Annotated in this window: 21 protein-coding genes and 1 tRNA gene; 7 read left to right on the plus strand and 15 right to left on the minus strand. The window is 50.4% G+C overall.

Features of this window, described 5'->3' with window-relative positions:
• Window positions 1-506: 506 nt before the first annotated feature.
• Window positions 507-941, plus strand: coding sequence for a phage integrase SAM-like domain-containing protein (locus tag L3J94_02515; protein MCF6217631.1), 435 nt, complete (start codon window positions 507-509; stop codon window positions 939-941).
• Between the two features lie 109 nt (window positions 942-1,050).
• Here L3J94_02515 and L3J94_02520 read toward each other — a convergent pair whose 3' ends face one another.
• The 3 genes from L3J94_02520 to L3J94_02530 form a co-directional block, all read right to left on the minus strand.
• Complete coding sequence (locus tag L3J94_02520; protein MCF6217632.1) at window positions 1,051-1,539, minus strand: peroxiredoxin; 489 nt, start codon at window positions 1,537-1,539, stop codon at window positions 1,051-1,053.
• A 66-nt stretch (window positions 1,540-1,605) separates the two neighbouring features.
• Window positions 1,606-1,682 (minus strand) — tRNA-Arg (locus L3J94_02525).
• 79 nt (window positions 1,683-1,761) lie between these two features.
• On the minus strand, window positions 1,762-2,547 hold the full coding sequence (locus L3J94_02530) for an enoyl-ACP reductase (protein ID MCF6217633.1): 786 nt from the start codon (window positions 2,545-2,547) through the stop codon (window positions 1,762-1,764).
• 287 nt (window positions 2,548-2,834) lie between these two features.
• On the opposite strand from L3J94_02530, the gene L3J94_02535 reads away from it, so the two are divergent.
• The 6 genes from L3J94_02535 (at window position 2,835) to L3J94_02560 (ending at window position 10,801) form a co-directional block, all read left to right on the plus strand.
• Complete coding sequence (locus L3J94_02535) at window positions 2,835-4,934, plus strand: ABC transporter substrate-binding protein (GenBank protein ID MCF6217634.1); 2,100 nt, start codon at window positions 2,835-2,837, stop codon at window positions 4,932-4,934.
• Entirely contained in the window at window positions 4,931-5,908 is a 978-nt protein-coding gene (locus tag L3J94_02540) for an ABC transporter permease (GenBank protein ID MCF6217635.1), read from the plus strand. Before L3J94_02535 ends, L3J94_02540 begins: the two co-directional genes overlap by 4 nt.
• Window positions 5,909-6,036: 128 nt before the next feature.
• On the plus strand, window positions 6,037-7,392 hold the full coding sequence (locus L3J94_02545; protein ID MCF6217636.1) for an ABC transporter permease: 1,356 nt from the start codon (window positions 6,037-6,039) through the stop codon (window positions 7,390-7,392).
• Window positions 7,393-7,443: 51 nt separating this feature from the next.
• Window positions 7,444-9,462 (plus strand): dipeptide ABC transporter ATP-binding protein, encoded by a 2,019-nt coding sequence (locus tag L3J94_02550; GenBank protein MCF6217637.1) that lies wholly within the window; start codon window positions 7,444-7,446, stop codon window positions 9,460-9,462.
• Between the two features lie 85 nt (window positions 9,463-9,547).
• On the plus strand, window positions 9,548-10,282 hold the full coding sequence (locus tag L3J94_02555) for a hypothetical protein (GenBank protein MCF6217638.1): 735 nt from the start codon (window positions 9,548-9,550) through the stop codon (window positions 10,280-10,282).
• Window positions 10,283-10,291: 9 nt separating this feature from the next.
• Complete coding sequence (locus L3J94_02560) at window positions 10,292-10,801, plus strand: GNAT family N-acetyltransferase (GenBank protein MCF6217639.1); 510 nt, start codon at window positions 10,292-10,294, stop codon at window positions 10,799-10,801.
• Between the two features lie 6 nt (window positions 10,802-10,807).
• Here L3J94_02560 and L3J94_02565 read toward each other — a convergent pair whose 3' ends face one another.
• From L3J94_02565 to L3J94_02620, 12 genes are all read right to left on the minus strand, one after another.
• Window positions 10,808-11,263 carry an NUDIX domain-containing protein gene (locus tag L3J94_02565; GenBank protein ID MCF6217640.1) on the minus strand — a complete coding sequence of 152 codons (456 nt, stop codon included), beginning with the start codon at window positions 11,261-11,263 and terminating at the stop codon, window positions 10,808-10,810.
• 582 nt (window positions 11,264-11,845) lie between these two features.
• Window positions 11,846-12,214 (minus strand): transcriptional regulator, encoded by a 369-nt coding sequence (locus tag L3J94_02570; protein ID MCF6217641.1) that lies wholly within the window; start codon window positions 12,212-12,214, stop codon window positions 11,846-11,848.
• Window positions 12,214-12,516, minus strand: coding sequence for a type II toxin-antitoxin system HigB family toxin (locus L3J94_02575; GenBank protein MCF6217642.1), 303 nt, complete (start codon window positions 12,514-12,516; stop codon window positions 12,214-12,216). The genes L3J94_02570 and L3J94_02575 overlap by 1 nt, the downstream gene beginning before the upstream one ends.
• Window positions 12,517-12,860: 344 nt before the next feature.
• The gene (locus L3J94_02580; GenBank protein ID MCF6217643.1) at window positions 12,861-13,685 is read right to left on the minus strand and encodes a carbon-nitrogen hydrolase family protein; all 825 of its coding nucleotides are present in this window, start codon (window positions 13,683-13,685) and stop codon (window positions 12,861-12,863) included.
• 95 nt (window positions 13,686-13,780) lie between these two features.
• Window positions 13,781-16,123: a carbamoyltransferase HypF gene (gene hypF, locus L3J94_02585; protein ID MCF6217644.1), complete on the minus strand. Its 2,343-nt coding sequence runs from the start codon at window positions 16,121-16,123 to the stop codon at window positions 13,781-13,783.
• The gene (locus tag L3J94_02590; protein MCF6217645.1) at window positions 16,123-17,574 is read right to left on the minus strand and encodes a nickel-dependent hydrogenase large subunit; all 1,452 of its coding nucleotides are present in this window, start codon (window positions 17,572-17,574) and stop codon (window positions 16,123-16,125) included. The genes hypF and L3J94_02590 overlap by 1 nt, the downstream gene beginning before the upstream one ends.
• Complete coding sequence (locus L3J94_02595) at window positions 17,571-18,569, minus strand: HupU protein (GenBank protein MCF6217646.1); 999 nt, start codon at window positions 18,567-18,569, stop codon at window positions 17,571-17,573. The genes L3J94_02590 and L3J94_02595 overlap by 4 nt, the downstream gene beginning before the upstream one ends.
• A gap of 10 nt (window positions 18,570-18,579) precedes the next feature.
• Window positions 18,580-19,941, minus strand: coding sequence for an ATP-binding protein (locus L3J94_02600; GenBank protein MCF6217647.1), 1,362 nt, complete (start codon window positions 19,939-19,941; stop codon window positions 18,580-18,582).
• A gap of 24 nt (window positions 19,942-19,965) precedes the next feature.
• Window positions 19,966-21,450 carry a sigma-54 dependent transcriptional regulator gene (locus L3J94_02605; GenBank protein ID MCF6217648.1) on the minus strand — a complete coding sequence of 495 codons (1,485 nt, stop codon included), beginning with the start codon at window positions 21,448-21,450 and terminating at the stop codon, window positions 19,966-19,968.
• 115 nt (window positions 21,451-21,565) lie between these two features.
• The gene (gene hypE, locus L3J94_02610; protein ID MCF6217649.1) at window positions 21,566-22,612 is read right to left on the minus strand and encodes a hydrogenase expression/formation protein HypE; all 1,047 of its coding nucleotides are present in this window, start codon (window positions 22,610-22,612) and stop codon (window positions 21,566-21,568) included.
• The gene (gene hypD / locus L3J94_02615) at window positions 22,609-23,766 is read right to left on the minus strand and encodes a hydrogenase formation protein HypD (protein MCF6217650.1); all 1,158 of its coding nucleotides are present in this window, start codon (window positions 23,764-23,766) and stop codon (window positions 22,609-22,611) included. Before hypD ends, hypE begins: the two co-directional genes overlap by 4 nt.
• On the minus strand, window positions 23,763-23,999 hold the full coding sequence (locus L3J94_02620) for a HypC/HybG/HupF family hydrogenase formation chaperone (protein ID MCF6217651.1): 237 nt from the start codon (window positions 23,997-23,999) through the stop codon (window positions 23,763-23,765). Before L3J94_02620 ends, hypD begins: the two co-directional genes overlap by 4 nt.
• Between the last annotated feature and the right edge of the window lie 2 nt (window positions 24,000-24,001).

The following is a 24,001-nucleotide window of genomic DNA, read 5'->3' on the forward strand; positions in this document are numbered from 1 at the left end:
AATATTGAGCATATTCAACGAAAATGATCGGAGAAATGGGCCTGAATGGCTTTTCCGCAGTAGATTCACCCTAAGTCCGACAGCCTCCTAGCGGAAAGGTAGTCAGTTGAGTGACCTCACCGCCTCAAATGAAGTGGTGAGGTCTCTATTGTAGGGCAGATTAAACCGCCAAGTGCATACCCGATGCGCCGCCATTAACTCAACGGCCTCCCCAGCGACTTTACATTTAACAGCGAAGAAGCGTTGCGATATAGAGAAACTGGCCAACTATGGACAATTAACCCACTGAGGGTAAAGGAGGCCAAATATGGCCCTTAATAGCTGTAGATACTGCTATTTGCAGGTAAATATCGGAGTGGAAGATGATTGTCATTGAAAGTGATGTGGAATTGAGAGATGGTTAGGATAATCAAAAAAGAGACGCTGGGCAGGTAGTAAAGGACTCAGAAGGGGATTTTCTACAGCCTCGTTAGGTGCAAAAAAACATCAACCAATTGAGAAGAAAAATGGATGATTACGAAAGATACGAGAACGAGTGCAAAAAGATAAGGAAAACCAATGAACAGCTATTAAATGAGTTTGAGGTTTTTCTGAAATCAACCGGGTTGTCGGAAAACACGATAAGCAATCATCTCTCAAACATTGGTTTCTACTTAAACGAATATCTACTGTACGAAGATGCAATAGAAGCAACGGAGGGTGTTGGTGCTGTAGGTATGTTTCTTGGATATTGGTTTATCAAAAAGGCAATGTGGGCAAGCCGATCAAGCATCAAAGGCAATGCGACAAGCATTAAAAGGTTTTACACTTTCCTGTATGAGAAAGGGTTAATAGAAAAAAATGACTTGGATGATTTAAAAGAAGAAATCAAAGAAAGCATGTCAGAATGGTTGGCTACTCTGGATCGTTACGATGATCCGTCAGTTGAAGATATTTGGTGATATTGAACAAAGAACACCTAATCGGGTAGCCAAGGGTTTCTAACCTCTAAGCCCCCACAACACCCTGCATGTGGCTTCACACAGGGCGCTTTACTTAGCATAACACTTATTAGCTTGGCCTAAATTTCAGAACATCCTTAACCGTTTGAAGCACTGCATTGGCATGCTCTTTTACTTTAACTTTTCGCCACTCATGACGAAGGATGCCAGCTTCATCGATGAGGAAAGTGCTTCTTTCAATACCGAATGACTCTTTTCCGTAGAGTTTTTTTAGTTTGATAACATCAAATGCTCGGCACAGGGTTTCATCTTCATCGGAGAGCAGTTCGAAGGGGAAGCTGTGCTTACTTTTAAAGTTTTCATGGCGCTTCATGGTGTCTCGGGAGACGCCAAGAATCACGGTATTTAATTGACTGAACTCAGCGTGTAGGTCACGAAAATCCTGCCCCTCGGTGGTGCAGCCTGGTGTGCTGTCTCTCGGGTAAAAATAGAGCACAATGTTTTTACCACGAAGGTTGCTGAGTGAGATGTTTTGCTCACCGGTTGCAGGGCGGGTGAAGTTGGCGACTGTATCGCCTATTTTGGGGGCGTTAGACATGGGGACCTTTGTCTGTTGGTTTGAGCAGTGGGGGCTGCGCTGATTGTGACGTGGCCGAGCATGAAATGGTCCGCTTGAGTGGATTCGAACCACTGACCTGTCCCTTAGGAGGGGACCGCTCTATCCAGCTGAGCTACAAGCGGTTTTTTTGTTTTGGCAACATTTTAATGTTGTCTGCTTTAAAAGGCCGGCACTCGCCGACGTTTTAAAGCGCTGGCATGGCTAGATCTTCTGTGGCATTGCCACGGTATGATAACCGCTATCGACATGAATCACTTCACCGGTCACGCCCATTGCCAGGTCGGAGGCGAGGAAGGCGGTTACGTTGCCGACATCATCGATAGTGACATTACGGCGCATCGGTGAGTTCTCTTCTGAGTAGTCCAGCATCCGACGAAAGCCGCTGATGCCCGCAGCGGCTAAAGTGCGAATCGGGCCTGCGGAGACCGCATTGACACGAATACCCTCTGGGCCAACAGCATTTGCCATGTAGCGAACATTGGCTTCTAGGCTGGCCTTGGCGATACCCATTACATTGTAGTTAGGGATGAAGCGTTCAGCACCTAAGTAGCTCATGGTGATGAGTGAGCCGTTGCGCCCCTGCATCATGTTACGACCGGCTTTAGCGAGTGCCGCAAAGGAGTATGAGCTGATGTCGTGGGCTGTTTTAAAGCCGTCACGGGTGACGCACTCCAGGTAGTCCCCTTCGAGCTCTTCACGGGGGGCGAAGGCAACCGAGTGAATAATGATATCGACGTGATCCCAGTAGTTGTCAAGGTGTTCAAATACTTTTTCGATCTCTTTGTCGCTGCTAACATCACAGGGTATGAAAATTTCAGAGCCACATTCAGCACCAATTTTTTCAACACGGCCACGTAATCTTTCGTTTTGGTAGGTGAAAGCCAGATCGGCACCTTCACGCTGCATCGCTTTTGCAATGCCGTAGGCGATGGATTTATTGCTGGCAAGGCCAACAATGAGTGCGTTTTTACCGGAGAGAATACCCATAGTGCGAACCTTTTCTATGCTTATCTTGTATGTCTGTTTTAACCGCTCTCATTAAGGAGAGGCTAAAAACGCCTGCGGGCATTATAGAGCGGCTTGCGGGTATTTTACAGCGCTTTTATTTCAGCGCAAAAACTACGCGCTGCACAACAGCCTATAGATCATCTAATGTTTCTATCTGGGATGAGGGTATCGCTTGTTTTTCAGAGGTTTGCTCGGTATAACTGTGCATATTTATAAAACGCGAGTTCAGAATGCGGGTTTCCACTTTTATCTTTCTTTGCATGGTTATGGCTTTTGTTAGCGCTTGTGATGGTGCCTGGAATAACCCCTATCCTGCGGATGAGAGTGGCGACAATACGCTTTATAGCTCATTTCAAGAGCGCCCTAAACATCTTGATCCCGCTATCTCCTACAGCTCCAACGAAATTGTTTTTACTGGGCAAATCTATGAGCCAGTGGTGCAGTATCATTATCTAAAACGGCCTTATGAGTTGATCCCGCTGACGGGTGAGTCTTTACCAAAGGTGAGTTACCTTGATGCTGAGGGTAATGAGTTAGAAAATGCCGTGGGTGAAGTTGCCTATACAATTTATGAGATAACAATACAGCCGGGTATTCAATACCAGCCGCACCCCGCTTTTGCTCGGGAGGGTGATCATTATCTTTACCATACGCTCTCAAGCAGTGAGCTGGCATCGATACATACACTCTATGATATGGAGCAGAATGGTAGCCGTGAGTTGGTTGCTGATGATTACATCTATCAGATTAAACGGCTGGCCCACCCGGGTTTAAACTCGCCGATTCTGGGCCTGATGAGTGAATATATAGAAGGCCTAGATGAGTATCGTAAAACGCTGCAACAAGCACGCCATGCTGATGAGTGGCTGGATCTGCGTGATTATCCGCTAACGGGTGTTGAGCTGGTCGACCGTTATACCTACCGAATTAAAATAAAGGGTAATTATCCTCAGTTTGTCTACTGGCTGGCGATGCCTTTTTTTGCTCCGGTTCCTTGGGAGGCCACGCGACTCTATAGTCAGCCGGGGTTGATAGAAAAAAACATCACCCTGGATTGGTACCCCGTAGGAACAGGGCCTTTCATGTTAACGGTGAATAACCCTAATTTACAGATGGTAATGTCGCGTAATCCCAATTTCCACGGCGAAAAGTATCCCGATGAGGGGGCAGTGGGCGATGAGGCGGCGGGTATGTTGGTTGATGCCGGAAAGCCACTCCCTTTTATTGATAAGGTGGTGTTTAGCCTGGAAAAGGAGACGATTCCCTACTGGAACAAGTTTTTACAGGGGTACTACGATGCATCCGGTATCAGCTCTGACAGCTTTGATCAGGCGATCAGCTTTAATGCAGCGGGACAGATGGGGTTAAGTGAATCGATGCAAGCGCAAGGTATTCAGCTTAAAACCAGCCCCGCCAGCTCTATTTTTTATATGGGTTTTAATATGCGGGATCCAGTGGTTGGAGGAGAGAGTGAACGGGCACGGCTGTTGCGTCAGGCCATCTCAATCGCGGTTGACTATGAGGAATTCATCTCTATTTTTGCCAATGGTCGTGGTCTGGCGGCACAAGGGCCAATCCCCCCCGGTATTTTTGGCTATCTGGAAGGGGAGAGGGGTATTAACCCCTCTGTTTATGAGTGGGTTGATGGCCGCAAACAGCGCAAGAGTCTTGATCAAGCCAAAAAGCTGCTAGCCGATGCCGGCTATCCTGATGGCCGCGATGTGGAGACGGGTAAGCCGCTCACCATCCATTTTGATGTAACCGCATCCGGCCCTGATGATAAGGCGTGGCTCAATTGGTACCGCAAACAGTTTGAGAAGCTGGGGATTCAACTGGTGGTGCGCAATACGGACTATAACCGCTTTCGTGAAAAGATGAGCAGCGGCAACGCACAACTGTTTCGCTGGGGCTGGAATGCAGATTACCCCGACCCCGAAAACTTCCTGTTTCTGCTCTACGGCCCCAATGGTAAAGCAGAGCACGGAGGAGAGAATGCCGCAAATTATGCCAGTAGCGAATTTGACGCGCTATTTGAAGCACTTAAAAGCATGCCCAATGGCCCAGCACGACAAGCGGTTATCAATCAGGCGGTTGAGCTGTTGCGGCACGATGCTCCCTGGATATGGGGGATGTATCCGGTCAGTTTTGCGCTCTACCACGAGTGGTATAAAAACTTGAAACGAAACATGATGGCGAATAATACCTTGAAGTATGCGCGCATCGATACCGCATTACGCGAGCAGCGCCGTACCGCTTGGAACCCACCGGTGGTATGGCCATTTTTTGTGATTATTTTGGCTCTTTTCCTGTTACTTGCGCCCGCCTTTATCGCTTACCGGCGACGTGAAAAGAGAGTGGTCTCATGATCGCCTATATCATTCGTCGCCTGCTCTACGCAGTGCCGATTTTGATCGGTGTCAATATTCTCACTTTCTGGCTGTTTTTTGTTGTCAATACGCCGGATGATATGGCGCACATGCAGCTGGGTATGAAGCATGTCACGGAGGAGGCGGTTGACAACTGGAAGGCGGAACGGGGCTATGACCGGCCACTATTTTATAACGAACAGCAAGATGGCATGAGTACCCTGACCGATACCATCTTTTTTGATAACTCATTGCGGCTATTTGTATTCGATTTTGGCCAGTCAGACGAGGGGCGTGATATTGGTTACGATATATCTGAGCGAATGTGGCCCTCACTGGCGCTGGCAATACCGACCCTGATTATTGGCCTGCTGGTGAATTTAACCTTTGCGATGCTGATGGCCTTTTTCCGGGGCAGCTATGTCGACTTGAGCGGGGTTATTCTCTGCGTGGTACTGATGTCAATTTCTGGGCTGTTCTACATCATTGGCGGGCAGTGGCTAGTGAGCAAAATTCTGCATCTGGTGCCCATTTCAGGCTATCAGCCGGGAGTGGATGCCTGGAAATTTCTGATTCTTCCCGTGGTGATTGGTGTGATCGGCGGGATTGGCTCTGGCAGCCGCTGGTATCGTACTATTTTTCTGGAGGAGATCTCCCGTGACTATGTCCGCACCGCACGGGCCAAAGGGTTGGGTGAGCGGTTAGTGCTGTTTCGCCATGTTTTAAGGAATGCGCTGGTGCCGATTCTCACCGGCGTAGTGGTGGTGATTCCGCTGCTGTTTATGGGGAGTCTGGTGATGGAGTCATTTTTTGGTATTCCTGGGCTGGGCAGTTATACCATCGATGCCATTAATAAGCAGGACTTTGCCATTGTACGTTCCATGGTTTTCCTAGGCTCAGTGCTCTATATTATCGGACTGATTTTAACGGATATCTCCTATACTTTGGTTGATCCACGGATAAGGCTTAACTGATGGGTGCTCTCTTTAGAAACAGATCGTTAATCCTATTGGTTGGCTTATTGATTATCGTCATCGGGGGGATTATAGCCGCACCTGTGAAGTGGGTTGTGCTCTGGACTGATGCCTTAATTTTCACCCTGATGGCGATAATTATCGGCACCTCGTGGTTGGTAAGGAGTAAACCTTACCTGCTCGCTCCGTGGCGCAGGGTACTCAGAAATCGGATTGCAGCGGGTGCGCTGGTGGTACTGCTCAGTTATGTGGTGATCGGTTTGCTGGACTCGATCCACTTTCGTGAACAGTTGCCACCTCAAGAGGGGAGCCATCAACAGTATTATTCATCTAACACATTAAGCTTGCTAGATAAGCTATTGACTCCTATCCGTATTAAGGAGGAAAAAAGTTATTCAGCACCCTTTGCTATTCACCTCTTTTCGAAAGAGAGTTTACAAGGTGATGACGGCACTACAGTGCGTGAATACCCCCGACTGCAATATGGTGGGGCACATTTGGCCGATATTTCACACCGAAAAGAGGATATCCAAAATACTATTTTAGTCGCCTCAAGCTATGCACTGGCCAGCTGGGCGCTGGTCTCTCTGCTGGTTGTTTGGATGTTGGCACGGCAGCACGGGCAGAGCTATCGGCAGCAGTTCAAACAGCTGCTGAGTGGTGAGATGGAGATGCCGTGGTGTACGCTGCTTTTGATGTTTTTAGTTATCCTGTTACTGCTATTTATCTCCATGATGCTGGGTATGAAATATCACATTTTCGGTACCGATAAAGTAGGGCAGGATGTTTTTTACCAAACATTAAAAAGCATCCGTACCGGTCTGGTTATTGGTACCCTGACAACGCTGGTGATGCTGCCCTTTGCGGTGGTGCTGGGCGTGGCTGCGGGCTATTTTCGTGGCTGGGTTGATGATGTTATTCAATATATCTATACCACGCTCAGTTCCATTCCTGGGGTGCTGTTAATTGCAGCCACGGTGTTGATTATGCAAGCCTATATTGCAGGAAACCCCAATCTATTTGAGACCATGGAAGAGCGCGCAGATGCGCGGCTATTCTTCCTCTGTCTGATTTTGGGTATCACCTCGTGGACTGGCTTGTGCCGTCTGCTGCGCGGCGAGGCGCTCAAACTGCGTGAATTGGATTACGTGCAAGCCGCACACGCCTTTGGTGTGCCGCAACCTCAGGTGCTCTCTCGCCACATATTTCCCAATGTTTTACACATCGTATTAATCTCTTTGGTGCTGGATTTTAGTGGCTTGGTTTTGGCGGAGGCGGTGCTCTCTTACGTTGGCATCGGTGTCGATCCGACCATGCACAGTTGGGGTAATATGATTAATGGTGCGCGGCTGGAGATGGCCCGAGAACCGATGGTGTGGTGGTCGTTAATGGCGGCTTTTGTGTTTATGTTTATTTTGGTACTGGCGGCAAACCTATTTGCCGATGCGGTACGGGATGCGTTTGACCCGCGAGCTGTGCGATAGCTTTTTTGAAACACTGCCGCTGCTGTGCAACTGAGATGAATTGTGGAAACTATGAATGACATTTTACTGCAAGTAAATGGCCTTAAAACCTGGTTTGATACCAGCTCAGGTACTGTCCGTGCGGTGGATGGTGTCAGTTTTGATATCCGCCGAGGCGAAACCTTTGCCCTGTTGGGTGAATCAGGTTGTGGGAAATCGATCACTTCACTCTCGCTAATGCGCCTGATACCCGAACCGGCGGGTAAAATTGTATCCGGCTCTGTCGTGCTGGATGGAGTCGACTTGCTGACACTGCCCGAATACCAAATGCGCAACTTGCGGGGCAGTAAAATCGGCATGATCTTTCAAGAGCCGATGACCAGCCTGAACCCGGTGATGAACATAGGCCACCAAATTCAAGAATCCGTTGAGCGCCATATGGGGTTGCGCAGTCGCGCAGCAAAAGGGCGGGTACTGGAGCTGTTATCGTCGGTGGGCATTCCCGATCCAGCGCAGCGTTATGGCGAATATCCCCACCAACTCTCCGGTGGAATGAAACAGCGGGTGATGATAGCCATTGCACTGGCGGGTGAACCAGAACTGTTAATTGCCGATGAGCCAACGACTGCGTTAGATGTCACCATTCAGGCACAGGTGCTGGAGTTAATGGCCGACTTGCAGAGGCAGACCGGCATGGCGATGTTACTCATTACCCATGATCTGGGGGTGGTGGCAGAAGTGGCCGATCGGGTGGCGGTCATGTATGCCGGGCAGATTGTTGAACAGGCGAGTCGAGAGCAATTTTTTAGCGACCCGCAGCACCCTTACTCCAAAAAACTGTTTGCCTCGATGCCTGATATTGAAAAACGCGGTGAAACACTGGCGGTGATTCGCGGCACTGTGCCACCACTGACCACCCAATTCACTGGTTGTCGCTTTGAAGAGCGATGTGACTATAGCTGGGAGCTGTGTCGCAACAGCTTACCCCAGTGGCACCAACAGCCTACCGGACAGGGCGCTCTCTGCCACTTAATGGATCAACGCTACCAAGGGCGAGAGGTGACCCTTCCCCCATCTGAAGCGGAAGTGGAAAGCAAACAGACAGCCACACTGGCGGAACAGGCCACGCTGAGTGTTGATAACCTCGAGGTTCATTTCCCGATTCGCAAAGGCCTGTTAAAGCGCATTGTTGGCCATGTACATGCTGTTGACGGTATCGATATTGAGCTAAAGCAGGGGAGAACCCTAGCGCTGGTAGGAGAGTCCGGGTGCGGAAAAACTACCGTAGGCAAGGGGATATTGCAGTTAATTCGCCCAACAGCGGGTACTGTGCATTTTAATAAAAATGAGCTCACCCAACTGAGTAATAAGCAGTTGCGCCCGCTACGGGGCGATATTCAAATTATCTTCCAGGATCCTTTCTCATCACTCAACCCACGCATGCGTGTCGCCGAACTCATTGAAGAGGGGATGGTGGCACAAGGTAAGGGGGGTAACGCAGCGCAACGTCAGCAACGCATCGATCAACTATTACAGCAGGTGGGGCTATTACCGGAGCATAAACACCGCTATCCCCATGAATTTTCAGGAGGCCAACGTCAGCGAATCTGTATAGCCCGGGCGCTGGCGGTAGAACCAAAGTTGATCATTTGTGACGAACCAACCAGCGCACTGGATGTCTCAGTGCAAGCACAGATTCTTAACCTGCTCAAAAAGTTGCAGCGGGAGCTAGGGCTGGCCTATCTGTTTATTACTCATGACATCTCAGTGGTAGAGTATCTGGCCCATGAAGTTGCAGTGATGTATTTAGGGCGTATTGTAGAGCAGGGCAGGGTTGAAGATGTGCTCACTGAGCCTCGCCATCCCTACACACAAGCCCTGCTTTCTGCGGTGCCTTCAATACGGGACACCGGCAAGAAAAAACAGCGACTTGAAGGTGAGCTACCCTCACCCATCAACCCACCCCAAGGGTGCCACTTTAATCCTCGTTGCCCAAAAGTGATGGATCGATGCAAAGAGCACTACCCAAGTAAAATTTTTCATGAAAATAACCACTTTGTACGCTGTTTTATGGGAGAAAACCCAGCATAGCAGCGACTAAAAAGAGGGTGGCTCCTCTGAACGATATGACTACCCGCTCAATTAATTCTGCTCAATTCATCCGGGAAAAGAGACTATGCCCTTAACGCTTCGCACCCTCTGCACTCTATCCATTGCACTTATCTGCACTTTTCCAGCCTATGCAGAGAGCAACCTGCAAAACAAAATCGACAATATACTCCAAGCGCACGGAGGTGCCGAAGTGTGGCGTGATACCACAGCGGTTACCTATCTTGCAGACACCTTCTCACAAAGCCGTCATGCGTTAGGGGTTACCCAGCGTGACTATCAATACCCTGATAAATTCAACATCAGTATCGAATACCCCGGTGGCGACAGCGAACACCGCCAGCTAAACGGAGGCCAGGTCTGGGATCATGGTGAACAAGGGAGTCTACCCTTTGCCAAGGCGACGCAGCTTCAGGCCATGCGGATGCTACTCCCCAAGTTACTACTTGAAAATCGTCTCAATGCCAAAGACTTAGGCACACGAACAGATGACGAAGGTGTTACCCATCAAGGCATAGAGGTAACAGTCGATGAGCTGCGCATCATCATCGATAGCAATGCCGAAACAGGCTTCATCCTCGCCACCTGGGGCCTCATGGAAGTGATGGGGCAAAGCATGCAGTTTGTGACCTTCTACGACGACTACCGGGTTATTGATGGCCGAGCTGTCGCCTTTAAAGAGGAGCACTACGCCATGGGTACCTACACAGGGCACACTGAAATTAAAGAGGTGATATTCGCAGATGCTCTGCCAGAGGTGCTCTTTAACCCTTTAAAGAGCAGCACAGTGGCGGGGCAATAGGAGGCTCAATTGAAATGGCGACTTGAAGCGGCCAGTTTGGCGCAAACTGAGCGCATTTGTCAGCTGATTAATCTGGCCTATCGTGGCAAAAGAGGGTGGACTAAAGAGACGCACCTTGTTGACGGAGATAGATCAAATTACAACGAAATTCGAGAGTACATCTCAAACCCGAATACACACTTATTAGTGGCTGTTGAAAAGCGTGAAATTATATCTTGTATCTGTATTGAGAGAGATGGCGAGAGTGCTCATATTGGTTTTTTTGCAGTGGATCCGAAGCTTCAAGGCTGCGGGCTAGGAAAAGAGATACTGCAACAAGCTGAATGTTACGCATCGATAAACCTGAACGCCAAAAAATTTGTGATGACCGTGGTATCTCAACGTACAGAACTCATCACATACTATGAGCGGCGGGGTTATATCAGAACAGGACGTGTAGAAAAATACCCCTTGCACCTCAATGTAGGAACGCCTTTAAAAAAGGGGCTAACAGTAGAACGTATGGAGAAAAAAGCATAACGCTGGTTACAGGTCAGTCGTGGTGCGCCTACTCTCGGGTATGCCTTCCAATATCCCTCGGGACCAAGTGATTACATGGCGAACACGGGTGGATAATTTGGGGTAGGCTTCCTGATAGTTCATCCACTGATAAGCCTCGTGCTCGGCGCGCCCCAGTTGTGGATTTATCGGCAGCTCGATCTTTTTCTGCGGGGTTTCTGCAATGTAATAGCGTGCGATCTTACACCCCTCTTTATAGGGTTTACCTTCAAAGTATTCGTAGCCCCAGTTGAAATTAAGTTCGGTGATGGTGGTCTCTTCCTGCACCTCTCGGATGGCCGCCTCGAGGGTATTCTCACCCGCTTCAATACCTCCTTTAGGGAAGTCCCAGTAGCCAAAGGATTGCAATAGCAGGAAATTCCAGCCATCCACCTCCTGTCTGACAATGACAATGCCGGCTGAAATGTCGGTTACCTTGTTCAAAATATATTCTCGGTTTGTAAGTATGATATCCGTATCTTCACGGGTGTGAATTTCGCTATAACTAAGAAGTTTAGACTATTTTATGACATTTTTTTGACTACTCAGCGTTTGATGCCGTTTGCAACGCACAGTTCCCCTCAAATTGGTAACTCAAGTTTCGGGGTTCAAAATCTGAGTTTTCAAATAAAATCGCTCACGACTCAGACGTAAGCGATCAACAAACCCCATCTATCAACACCAGCACATCATTGCTATCGTTTGCACATCCGTCTTTCAGGGAAGTAGCGCCTTAGAAGGGGTCAAGTCTTTACATTAATCATTTTAACAGCGTCATCAACTTTAGAAAGGGTAGTCGTTATCCATTAAACAATAGGCATCTACTTCGACTCGGAACATTTGGTGAATTTCTCGTAAGAGTTCGAGAAACAATTTGCAATGTTCATCATGTTGAAATATGTCGCGGTAAGCCCCACACCTCGACTCATAACATGATAATGCGCATTTTTATATCCTATTCCTAAACGGTAACCGCCGCATGCGAGGTGGTGGGGTGGTGAGGGTCAGAAACCCTTGGCTACCCGCTTAGGCATGTTGTTCCGGCTCGCCAATTAAGCTCTCTAAAGGAATGTGGAGATTTGAATGCAAATTTCGAATCATGTTTATAGAAAGACCTCTACGGCGGTTAAGAATTTCTGATACGCGGCCTCTTGGCCCAATGTATTGTTCTAGATCCTTTCTTGATAGATTCATTTGTTCCATTCTGAATTCGATTGCATCAATGGGATCAGGAGGATCAATTGAATGGTGTTTATTCTCGTAATTTTCTACTAAAACAAGGAGGATATCTAACTTATCACCTTTTCTGCTACCTTCCTCAGAACCCCATAATTTTTCAACTTCAGATAGAGCTTGCTCATAATCCGATTCGGTTTTAATTGGGTGGATATTCATTACACTACCTCCGCATCTACTTGGTCATACTGCTTATGTGTACCAATGAATTTGACGAAACAAGCTTGTCGCCCATAATCAACAGCAACAATCAGCCTATATTTATTACCAGCGATATTGAAAACAACTCGATTACCTTTCAAGATACTTGCACTTCTGAATTGAGCTTTAATTTCCTGAGGAGAGTTCCAGTTTGCTTTTAGTGCTTCTGAATGCCATGCTTCTAAAGGTGATTTTTCATCCAGATGCTGAGGCGATGACAACCAAAATTCTCTCAGTGTACGTTTTGCTATAACTCTCATAGTTCAGAGTATAGTCTGATACCTAAATGGGATCAAGAATTTTACAAATGCCTAACGAGGCTGTAGAAAAGACCACCCAGAGTCCCTTCCTACCTGCCCAGCGTCTTTTTTTTGATTATCCTAACCATCACTCAATTCCACACCCCTTATTTTTTTAATCAAACGTGACCATATGCACCGGCTAGGAGGCTGTCGGACTGAGGTGATCGTAGCGAGGGAAAGCCATTTTGAGTCCATTTTTTTGATCGTTTGAGGCGAATATTGGGCATATTTAACGAAAATGATCGGATAAATGGGCCGAGATGACTTTTCCGCAGTAGATTCACCCTAAGTCCGACAGCCTCCTAAAGTGATAACACTTTAAAGCGACGATGTTCCAGACTGGGGAAGGTTGCTCGTATTGACTTCAGCTGCGCCATATCAACATCGGCCATCACCACACCTGAGCCGCGATAGAGTCGATCCAGCACATTCCCCCACATATCCACCACCATGCTATCGCCGTGGGTTTCACGGCCACCCATATGGTAACCACCCTGTCCCGCCGCGATAACATAACTCAGATTTTCAATAGCGCGCGCACGTACTAAGGTATCCCAATGTGCTTTACCGGTAATGGCTGTAAAGGCTGATGGAATCGCAATGATTTCAACACCTTCGGAAACCATGGCGCGGAACATTTCAGGAAAGCGAAGATCGTAGCAGATGGCCACACCGAGCTTACCAAAGGGTGTATCAACCACCACAATATGGTCGCCCGCCTCGAGTGTTTCAGACTCCGTATAGCTCTCGCCATTCTCTTCAATTTTCACATCGAACAGGTGAATCTTATCGTAACGGGCCACCTGCTCACCCAGGTCGTTGATCACCAAGCAGCTGGCATATACCTTTTCATCGGATGCCGCTGCCAGTGGAATAGTGCCCCCTACCAGCCAAACTGTGTGCTTGAACGCCTGCTCACTCAAAAAATCCTGAATAGGACCGCTGCCGGGCTGCTCTTTCACCTTTAGCTTGTCCTCTTCACCCAGCCCCATAATGGCAAAATTCTCAGGTAGAACAATCAGCTGAGCACCCGATTTGGCGGCATCCGAAATTAAACGCGCCGCCTCAATCAGATTAGCAGCCAGGTTTGGGCTTGAGGCCATTTGTATTGCAGCAACCTTGGTCATCAACACTCCTTAACATCTCGTTTTAATTGTAGTTTTCAACGAAACCACTGGGCTAGTGTATTAAACTATTGACCAATTTGAAAGCACCTCATTTATCATGACTTTGTAGTGGTTGCAATGAGCTTTGCAGCGGCGATGACTGACTGTCCGAGTGCTACCCCACCATCATTTGCGGGTACATTTACCGGGGATAGAACCTGAATGCCCGCTACCTCCAGCCGCTCAGTAATGCTCTCTTGCAGTAAGCGATTCTGGAAAACACCACCACCAAGTGCAACGGTATTCAGGCTATTTTGAGTGCAGAGCTTTTGTGCTGATTCTGCGATAGCGTGCGCTAGCCCTTGGTGAAACCGGGCAGAAATGGTAGCCGCTGATCGCCCCTGCTGAAGGTCTTTCAAAAGAGCAAGCCACAGGGGTTGCCAAGAGAGGACTCTATCTCCTCCATTGCTAAATTTGTGTGGGTAACGGTGTGGGGCTTCACGCCGGAAGTGGGTTGTCGCCAGTGACTCCAGCGCTTGCGCGGCCTCCCCTTCATAGGAGACGCGCTCCCGACACACGCCAATGGCTGCAGCTACGGCATCAAACAGTCGCCCGCAGGAGGAGGTAATGGGTGTGTTGAGGTTCTGATCAACCATACGCTTGAGATTTTCAAGTGGCTTACTATTGAGGAAGCGGATGATATCTAGCGAGCCAAAGTCAGCTTCGATACGCTGCCACTCCAGTGCTGTTTGCAGCTGTGAGAGTGTATTGCGCCAAGGTTCACGTATCGCCTGCGTGCCACCCAACAGTGGAAATGGCTGAAAATGAGCGAGGCGTTTACACTCTGCATAATCAGCTAACAGAAATTCACCACCCCAGAGCGTGCCATCGTCGCCATAACCTGAACCATCAAGCGCAATACCGAGCACTTTCCCCGCACTCAGAGGTCGTTGATTATCGACCATGCAAGCGGCAATATGCGCGTGATGATGCTGTACGGCCATGCAAGGAATCGCCTCGCTCTCGGCAATCTCGTAGCCCAAGGTTGTTGAGTGGTACCCTGGGTGCTTATCCACCACCACCTGTTCAGGTTGAAAACCAAACAGCTGGCGGTAGAGATTCAACATATCGCGGTAGTCATGCTGGCTAGCCGCCTCCTGGAGGTCGCCGATGTGGGGAGAGAGCATAGCTCCCCCCTCTTTGAGTAAGCAGAAGGTGTTTTTTAATTCGCCGCCCATGGCGAGGATGTTGCTGCTGATATCGAACCCTTGCGGCAAGCGGATTGGCTCCGGTGCGTAACCACGCGCACGGCGCAGTATGCGTGCTTGGCCCGACACAACGCGCAATACAGAGTCGTCCAACCGGTTGATGATCTGGCGATTGTGTAGAAGATAGTAGTCAGCAATCTGATCGAGACGTTGATGTGCCTCCGTATTATCAATGCTTTGGGGCTCGTCACTGCGGTTACCCGAGGTCATGACGATGGGGCGCGGCATCGACTGCATCAATAGATGGTGCAGTGGCGTGTAGGGCAGCATAAACCCCAAGCTTCTCTCTCCAGGAGCAACACGGGTTGCTAACGTCTCCCCTTGTGCACTCAGCAATACAATGGGGGCCGCCTTGCCACACAACAGCTCGGCCTCTTGATGAGTAACACGGGCGTAACACTGCACCATTTCAAGGTCACGCGCCATCAACGCAAATGCCTTACGGTAGCGATGTTTACGCTGGCGCAAGCGCTTGACGGCCTCTTCGTTACCCGCATCACAGGCGAGGTGGAAGCCCCCCACGCCCTTGATGGCAAGAATATTCCCCTGACTCATCAACTGCGCGGCTATTTCGATTAGATCAGCATTCGCGGTCGCCTCCAGTTGCTGACCCTTGCCATCTTCGAGCCAGATTTGCGGGCCACAAACTGGGCAGGCATTGGGCTGTGCATGGAAGCGGCGGTCTGCCGGATCGTCGTACTCCGCCTGACACTGGGCGCACAGGGTGAATGGTTTCATGCTGGTATTAACGCGGTCGTAAGGGATCGCCTTAATAATAGAGAGACGGGGGCCGCAGTGAGTGCAGTTGGTGAAGGGGTAGCGAAAGCGGCGATCATCCGGGTCCAAGGTTTCTGCCAGGCAGTCGGGGCAAGTGGCCGCATCCGCAGCGATAGCCGTTTGAATTTCACCTTTACGACTGCCGGTTATCTGAAACCCTGCGATCACTTCGTGGGTATTGTCGAGCACACTACAGGTGATCTCTTCAATTCGAGCCAGCGGTGGTGCTTCATGGCGCAGACGCGCTGCAAATTCCCGGAGTGAGTCGGCGCCACCCCAAGCCTCGATCAATATGCCTTGGCTGTCATTACAAACGCTGCCAGAGATGTCGCACTCATGTGCCAAGCGCCAGACAAAGGGGCGAAAGCCAACGCCCTGTACCGTGCCGGTAATACGAATTCCCTTGCCACGCATCAGTGAACCGTACAAACCATGCACGGATCAAAAGAGCGGACGATATGCTGCACAGAGACCGGATCTTTCTCGCCGGCACGCACCGGCGCACCCACCAGTGCCTGTTCAAGTGCACCCGGTACATTTTGAGCGTCGCGGGGGGAGAAGTTCCAGGTTGTCGGTGCGATAATCTGATAGTTTTGGATGCGCCCTTTTTCAATCTGTATCCAGTGGCCGAGGCTACCACGGGCCGCTTCAACCAAACCACAGCCGCTCGCCTCACTCACTTCCGGTGCCTGGTTGCAATAAGGTTTGCCCTGCTGCAGACCGCCAACCCAGGACTCCATCGCAACCACGACTCGGGCAATCTCCAGCAGGCGACCAATCACTCGATTACGCACATTACTGCCACTCTGGCGCACCAAATCCTGTGCCAGAGGGTCTCCCGCCACAACCTGCCGTGCGAGTGCCCCGACCTCCACCACTCGGCTCTCCAGCCGTGGCGCTTTACCCCAGCTGTAACCATCCGGCGCATCGGCATCAGGCACCGTTATGCCCTCATAGGGGTGTAGCGCCTGGTTGTGCTGCGCCATCCAGCTATGGCTAATATCCTCACGAATAGCGGCCGGGTTGAGTGGTGATAGATCACCGCCTCTCCACACCCCCGAGGCCAACAGTGGTTTCCCCTCAATGAGGTATGCACCATTACTCATAAATGAGTTGTCCGATTGACCTAGCGCATCCAGGCTCAGCACATCTGCAACATGCAGAAAGCGGCAAAAGTCACTGTGCTGCCACGGAAACTGTGCTGCCCAGTTTTGCAAAGCGGTGGATGAGTTAATTGCCAAGATATTTTCCAGCTGATCACCAAAGAGTGTCGACTCCAAAAACTGGCGAAAGCTAAAGAGAATACCTGCCATCTGCATCCGCTCTTTAACTCCGATAGCGCGTGTAGTTCCCCCCGGTTGAATCGCCAGGCTATGGGGCCACTTCCCTGCCAGCAACCCCATGAGGTGAAGAAACTGCGCTCGAACAGGCAGAACCTGCTGGCTGGCGGTACCTGATATAGCCCGAAAGCGCTTGGCAATCTGCGGATACCACGGATCTGCTGCGTATATTTCGCGGGCAAAATCTGGCATAAAAAACAGATAGAAGTGTGTGAGGTGGTCAGTTATATTTTCATTTGCTAGGATCAGATTAGTTGCCAGCTCACCATTGGGTGGCATTTTCACCCCCTGACAATCAGCCAGTGCGGTTGCCGCAGCGATGGATTGTGATACCGAGCAGATGCCGCAAATACGCGGCGTATAGACCAGCGCATCTGCGGGCGCTTTGCCTCGTAAAATCTGCTCAAATCCGCGATATAACAGCGAGACGACCCAAGCTTCACGCACCACTCCATCCACAATATCGAGCTGCACCTCAACATCACCCTCTACCCGATTAAAAGGACCCACAATACGGCGACTCATGAGCGCTTCCTCGGCTGTATGGGTGGCACTCTAATGTGGTCAGAGGTGGCATTTTCTTTCAGGCGTGCCGGGGTTGCCGCTTTCGACAGAGAAGCGAGTGCCACAAACCATGCCTTGGGCATATCGGTAGGCAGGCCAGTAGGAATCCCGGCAATTTTTGGTGTCTCCGTAAAGGGGTGGCCTGGCTCTTCGAATTGTGGTGCAGTGCAGTTGATACAAGCATAACCACCGCGTAGACAAGAGCCTTCACCATTCCACAGGCGGATATTGCAGTCGCCATGAGCCTGGGTTCCAACACACCCCAGATTTTCCATTAAGCAACCCAGATCTGAGTGTTTCTCGGCACTCGCCTTATATTCGTAGTATTCATTGCGAGGGCATCCATGATGTACCAGGTGATCAACATAGCTGCGTGGGCGGCCCAAACCATCCAGCGCCATCTCACAGCTCTGGCGACTGGTGAGTGTCATTAATGTTTCGGTAATCCAGTTAGGGTGGGTGGGACACCCGGCAATATTGACAACCGGAAGGCCGCTACGACTCCTGAAACTTTCGCCCAGCAAGCCACCGCTCTCAGCGCCTTCGTACTGTAGACCACAGGCATCACTTGGATTATTACCCGCTGCGGTAATCCCACCATAAGCGGCACATGTGCCGACAGCAACCACATGCTCAGCCTGAGCAGCGAGTTCGCTAATCCACGCCATCATTGGCAGGGGCGAGTTGGCCATCATATGAAAGCGGCCACTGCCATTAGGCCCGCGAATCACCGACCCTTCAAGACAGAGGATATCCAGGCGAATTTCACCGGCTTTGATCTGTTCAAGCAGGCTAAGAAAGTCGGCACCGGATGTCTCACTTAGTGAAGGGTGCCAAAGTAGCTGAATATTGGCAGCCTCCAGGTTAATGAATAGATCCGGAGCCTCCGCACAGAACAGAGATTGGCTGCAGCCACCACAACCACCGGATTGCAACCAGAGAAGGTTTCTCTTCATTGAAGAGGATTTACCCATTATGTATACCCCGCAGAGGAAGGCGCAGAGAGAACACAGCACCCCCATCGCGGTGGTTTTCAGCTGTGAGCTCACCGCCCATATCCGTGGCCAGACCATAGCTAATGGAGAGCCCCAACCCCGTGCCCTTACCAACCGTTTTTGTCGTATAGAAAGGATCAAACAGTTTTGTCAGCGCCTGTTGCGGAATACCCGGCCCACTGTCATGTATGCTGATTATCGCATGCAGCTCTGTGATTTTGCCGCTAATCACAAGTCGTGAAGATGGCTGGTCAGCCATAGCATCTACCGCGTTTTGGATAAGATTAATCAGTATCTGCTGAACATGCCCCTTACGCCCTGTGAGTATCACTGTTTCTGGCAACTCATAATCAATCGGTGGTTTTATTCGGCAAGCCCTGGCAACCCATTCAGCCGAAGTAACAACAACCTCCTTCAGATCAAACTGGCAAACTGACTCCTGCTGAGCGGTTGAGTAACAGAGCAGATCCTGAACAATATCTCGTACCCGCTCTGCGCCCTCGAGTGTGCCATCAATCAGTGAGTCCATATCACCCATAATGCGTGTAATTCGCAGTTCATCTCGCAGCTGTTTGAGTGACTCACTCTCTGTCTCCTCATCCACTGCATTGAGATAGCGGTTAATCCGTTCACCGTAGCTCTGCAAGGCGTGCATATTACCGAATACAAAACTAATGGGGTTATTGAGCTCATGGGCCACCCCCGCCACCAAGCGGCCTAATGAAGCCATTTTTTCCGATTGAATCAGCTGCATTTGCGCCTGCTTCAGGCTTTCATGGGCTGAGTTGAGTTCCTGGTAAGCTCTTTGCAGATCACCAACAGGTCGTCCGACAATCACCAGCCCAACAAGGCTTCCATCAGCATCATAGCGATGGGAGCAGTTAATCGCCAAGGGGATGAGACCTTTCTCACTAGAGAGCAGGCAAGCCTTGCGGTCTATCAACACCTCTGCTTCAAGATTGCGGGGTAAATCGCGGACAAAATCTTGGGATTCATCACCAAAAACAGAGGCCAGCGGGAGGTTGTAAAGTTCGGATGCCGACTTTCCAATAAGTGACTCCAGCGCTCGATTTACCTGCTCAATTTTTCCGCGTAAATCACAGACAATCAATACATCGGTCATTGAGTATAATACGCTGCGGATAAACTGTTGCGCCTCCTCAAAAGCGCTATTTTTCTCTTCGATCTCTACCTGAGTCTGCACCAGGTCGGCATAGACCGACTCCATTTTCTGTACCACTTCGACCCAAGCGGCTTCGGTAACCGGACTCAATTCGAGCGCGGTGTCCACGCCGGCATTTTGAATCAGACTGGTGGACGGCTTTATTGTCATCACTTTAAACCTTCGGCCACGCTATCATGCGCTCTCTTTTTCGGAGGCCGGCCGGCTAATTTGCTCTATCTTTTCCAGCCCATAGCGCTCTAATTTACTGCGCAGGCCGACACGTGAAAGCCCCAGCTCTTTGGCTGCACGGCTCTTATTCCAGCGGTGGCGAATCAAACTTTCGCGGAGAATAATCGCTTCCAGAGACTCAATGCGCTCCCGAAGAGTGCCATCAAGCATCGCGAGAGTCTCTAGGGTGCCTTCATCTTTTGTTGGCGCAGCACGCAAAACACGGGGGGAGAGCAACTCTGCCCCCAAAATATCATCGTCAGACATCACCAGCATCTGCTGTATCTCATTCTGTAGCTCTCGCACATTGCCGGGCCAATGGTAGGCCTGCATACAGGCCAGCGTCTCATCACTAAAGCCCGCTACCCGCTTTCCCAGGCTCTGCATGGCCGAGGTGAGCAGCGCTTTTGCCACTATTGGAATGTCCTCAATTCGCTCCCGCAGCGCAGGCATTTTAATGGTAATGGGTGCCAGACGATAATAGAGGTCTTCACGAAAATGACCACTACGTACTTCCGCCTCTAGGTCTCGATTGGTAGAGGCGATCACTCGAATATTCACCTTGCGGGTTTTAGCACTACCCAGTGGCCTGATTTCACCCTCTTGTAATACGCGCAGCAGTTTGACTTGAAATGCGGGGGAGACCTCACCGATCTCGTCCAGCAATACGGTGCCACCGTTGGCCCGCTCAAAGAGGCCAACGTGATCATCAATAGCTCCGGTGAACGCGCCCCTTTTATAACCAAACAGCTCACTCTCCAATAGCTCGTCAGGAAGGGCGGCACAATTTTCAACGACAAAGGGCTTCTCCCAGCGCAAGCTGTTGTAGTGCAACGCTCGCGCTGCCAACTCTTTGCCGGTACCCGACTCACCCATTATGAGCACTGAAATATCGTAAGGCGCAACGCGGTGGATTTTTTTGCAGACACGGCTCATGCAGCTTGCCGAGGTACGCACGATACCATCGCTGACCCGGTGCTCATTACGCAGCGCTTCCCGCTTCGCGGTTATACTCTTTTGCAGGCTGTGTGGTGAAGCTTTGAGCTCAATTGAGAGTAGCTCATTTTGATGCTGCAACTGAAACAGTGTCACGGCATTCTGGATGGTCAAAATAAGCTGATTCGGAATCCAGGGCTTAGTGATGTACTGATAAACACCGGCGCTATTCAGGGCACTGATGATGTCATCCGGATTGGTGTAGCCAGAGATAATCATGCGGATCACATTCGGCCACTGCTCTTTCACTCTACCGAGAAACTCAACACCCGTAACACCTGGCATACGTTGGTCACAGAGAATGACCTGCACCCACTCTTTCGCCAGCACTATCTCGGCATCCTGGGCGCTGCTCGCGGTTATCACCTCAAAATCATCGATCAGAATGCGTTGCAGTGATTCCAGGCTGCGCACCTCATCATCGACAATCAAAATAGTCGGCAGTGTGCTCACAACACGCTCCTTGAATTCACTACAACGACTCGTTTAAACCCGTAAAAATCATGCTTCATCTTTTACAGCTCCTCATTTTGTACACACCAAACGGGCTTGGGAAGAGCTGCCCTGCTTAGCAAATTCTAGGTAGTTGCTCACTTGCCAGCCAATCTACGATGCGACTGCCACCAAAAGCGGTCTCCATCTGTACGAAACTGTGCGGATCTTCTACGACGTTACCGATGATAGCCGCTTGCTGACCGAGTGGGTGTGCCCGCATCACCGCTAACAGCTGTGCGGCCTCTTTAGCAGGACAAATAGCGATCAATTTACCTTCATTGGCAATATATAAGGGGTCAAGCCCCAACAGCTCGCAGGCGGCACTGACTGCGGGCTGGATAGGGATCGCCCTCTCCTCCAGCCGTATACCCACTTGGGACTGTGTCGCCAGCTCATTCAGTGTGGTTGCCAGTCCGCCCCGTGTGGGATCGCGCAGACAGTGTATCGTGGGCACGGCCTTAACCATATCCGCTACCAGCGTATGCAGAGCCGCTGAGTCAGATTCAATCTGGGTATCAAACTCCAGGTTTTCACGGCTCGACATCACTGCAACACCATGATCTCCTAGGGTCCCACTGACCAAAACAGCATCACCCGGCTGGGCACAATCACCCGAAATATTGACCCCATCTGGCACCATACCCACACCGGTGGTTGTGATAAAAATACCATCACCCTTACCCCTCTCCACCACCTTAGTATCGCCTGTCACCACGGCCACACCCGCCGCCTTTGCCGCCGCCGCCATGCTGATAACCACCCGCTCCAGGTCGGCGAGTGGAAACCCCTCTTCAAGGATAAAACCCGCAGCAAGATAGAGCGGTTTGGCTCCCGACATGGCAACATCATTAACGGTGCCGTGAACAGCCAGTGAGCCGATATCACCACCGGGAAAAAACAGCGGCGAAATAACATGACCATCGGTACTCATCACCATACGGCCAGCAGGCACGTTGAAGCAGGCCTGGTCGTTGCCCTGGCGTAACAGCGCGTTATCCAGGTGCTTAATGAACAGCTGTTCAATTAGTTGCGCCATGGCTCGCCCGCCACTGCCGTGGGCCATATCCACCACGCCATCCTGGGTATTAAGGGGCAGGGGAAAACGCTTGCGAGTGGTCATACGGCTACCCCTTCTCTCTTCGTTTTATCATCTGGCTGGCGAAAGCGCCCATAACTCCAGTAAGCGGCACAGGAGCCTTCCGACGAAACCATGCACGAACCCATGGGATTCTCTGGTGTACAGACGGTGCCAAACAGTTTGCAATCGGTGGGCTTTTTTACGCCGCGCAAAATACTCGGGCACTCACACCCCTTGATATCGGATGCTTGAATAGCAGGGAGTTTGAAGCGCCGTTCGGCATCAAAATCGGCAAAGTGCGGCTTGATCTGCAAGGCGCTGTTGGGCACCATCCCCAAGCCACGCCACTCGAACAGACGGCGCACCTCAAACACCTCTGCCACCAGCAGCTGGGCCTTGAGGTTTCCCTCACGGGTCACCACCCGGGTGTATTCATTCTCCACCTCGTAACGGCCTTCATTGAGTTGGCGAATCAACATCAGTGCAGACTGCATCACATCCAGTGGCTCAAATCCGGCGATCACTACCGGGCGCTGAAAAGTTTTGGCAAAGAACTCATAGGGGCGACTGCCAATAATGGTGCTGACGTGTGAGGGACCAAAGAAGCCATCGATAGAGACACTCTTTATGTCACGTACTTCCGGCGAGTCAAGGATGCTCTGAATAGCCGCAGGTGTGAGCACATGATTACAAAATACACTGAAGTTTTTCAGTCCCTGCATGTGCGCCTGCTTAATCGCCACTGCGGTGGGTGGCGTAGTGGTTTCAAAGCCGATAGCGAAAAAAACAACCTGCCGATCCGGGTTGTTGTGGGCGATCTTTAGCGCATCTTGGGTAGAGTAGACCATTCTTACATCCGCTCCGTTAGCTTTAGCTTTGAGCAGGCTTTTGCGACCACTGGCAGGCACTCGTAACATATCACCATAGGTGCAGAGAATGACATTATGTTGTTCCAGCAGCTGAATGGCATTATCGATGCGCCCAATGGGCAATACGCAAACCGGACAACCCGGGCCGTGTACAAAAGTGATATTCGATGGCATGAGATCCTGCACGCCGTAACGAAAGATAGCGTGGGTATGGCCACCACAGAACTCCATCAGATTATATTGGCGATTGCTATCAGCCTCCTCCTGGATACTTGCGGCCAGTTTTTGTGCTAGCGCGCGCTGCCGAAATTCATCAATATATTTCATACCGGTCCACCGCCACCTAATCCAGCTTCAGCAAAAATTTGCAGGGTGCGCTCGGCCTCTTGCTGGCTGATTTTATTGAGCGCATAACCCACGTGAATCAGTACAAAGTCATTCACGCTGGCATCCTCCACCAGCGCCAGGGAGATCTCCTTTTTGACATCACCCACCGCGACAATCGCCATGTCAGTTATTTTGTCAATAGAGAGGATTTTAGCCGGAAGTGCCAGACACATGG

It is taken from the genome of Gammaproteobacteria bacterium (genome assembly GCA_021647245.1).
GTDB lineage: Bacteria > Pseudomonadota > Gammaproteobacteria > RBG-16-57-12 > RBG-16-57-12 > JAFLJP01.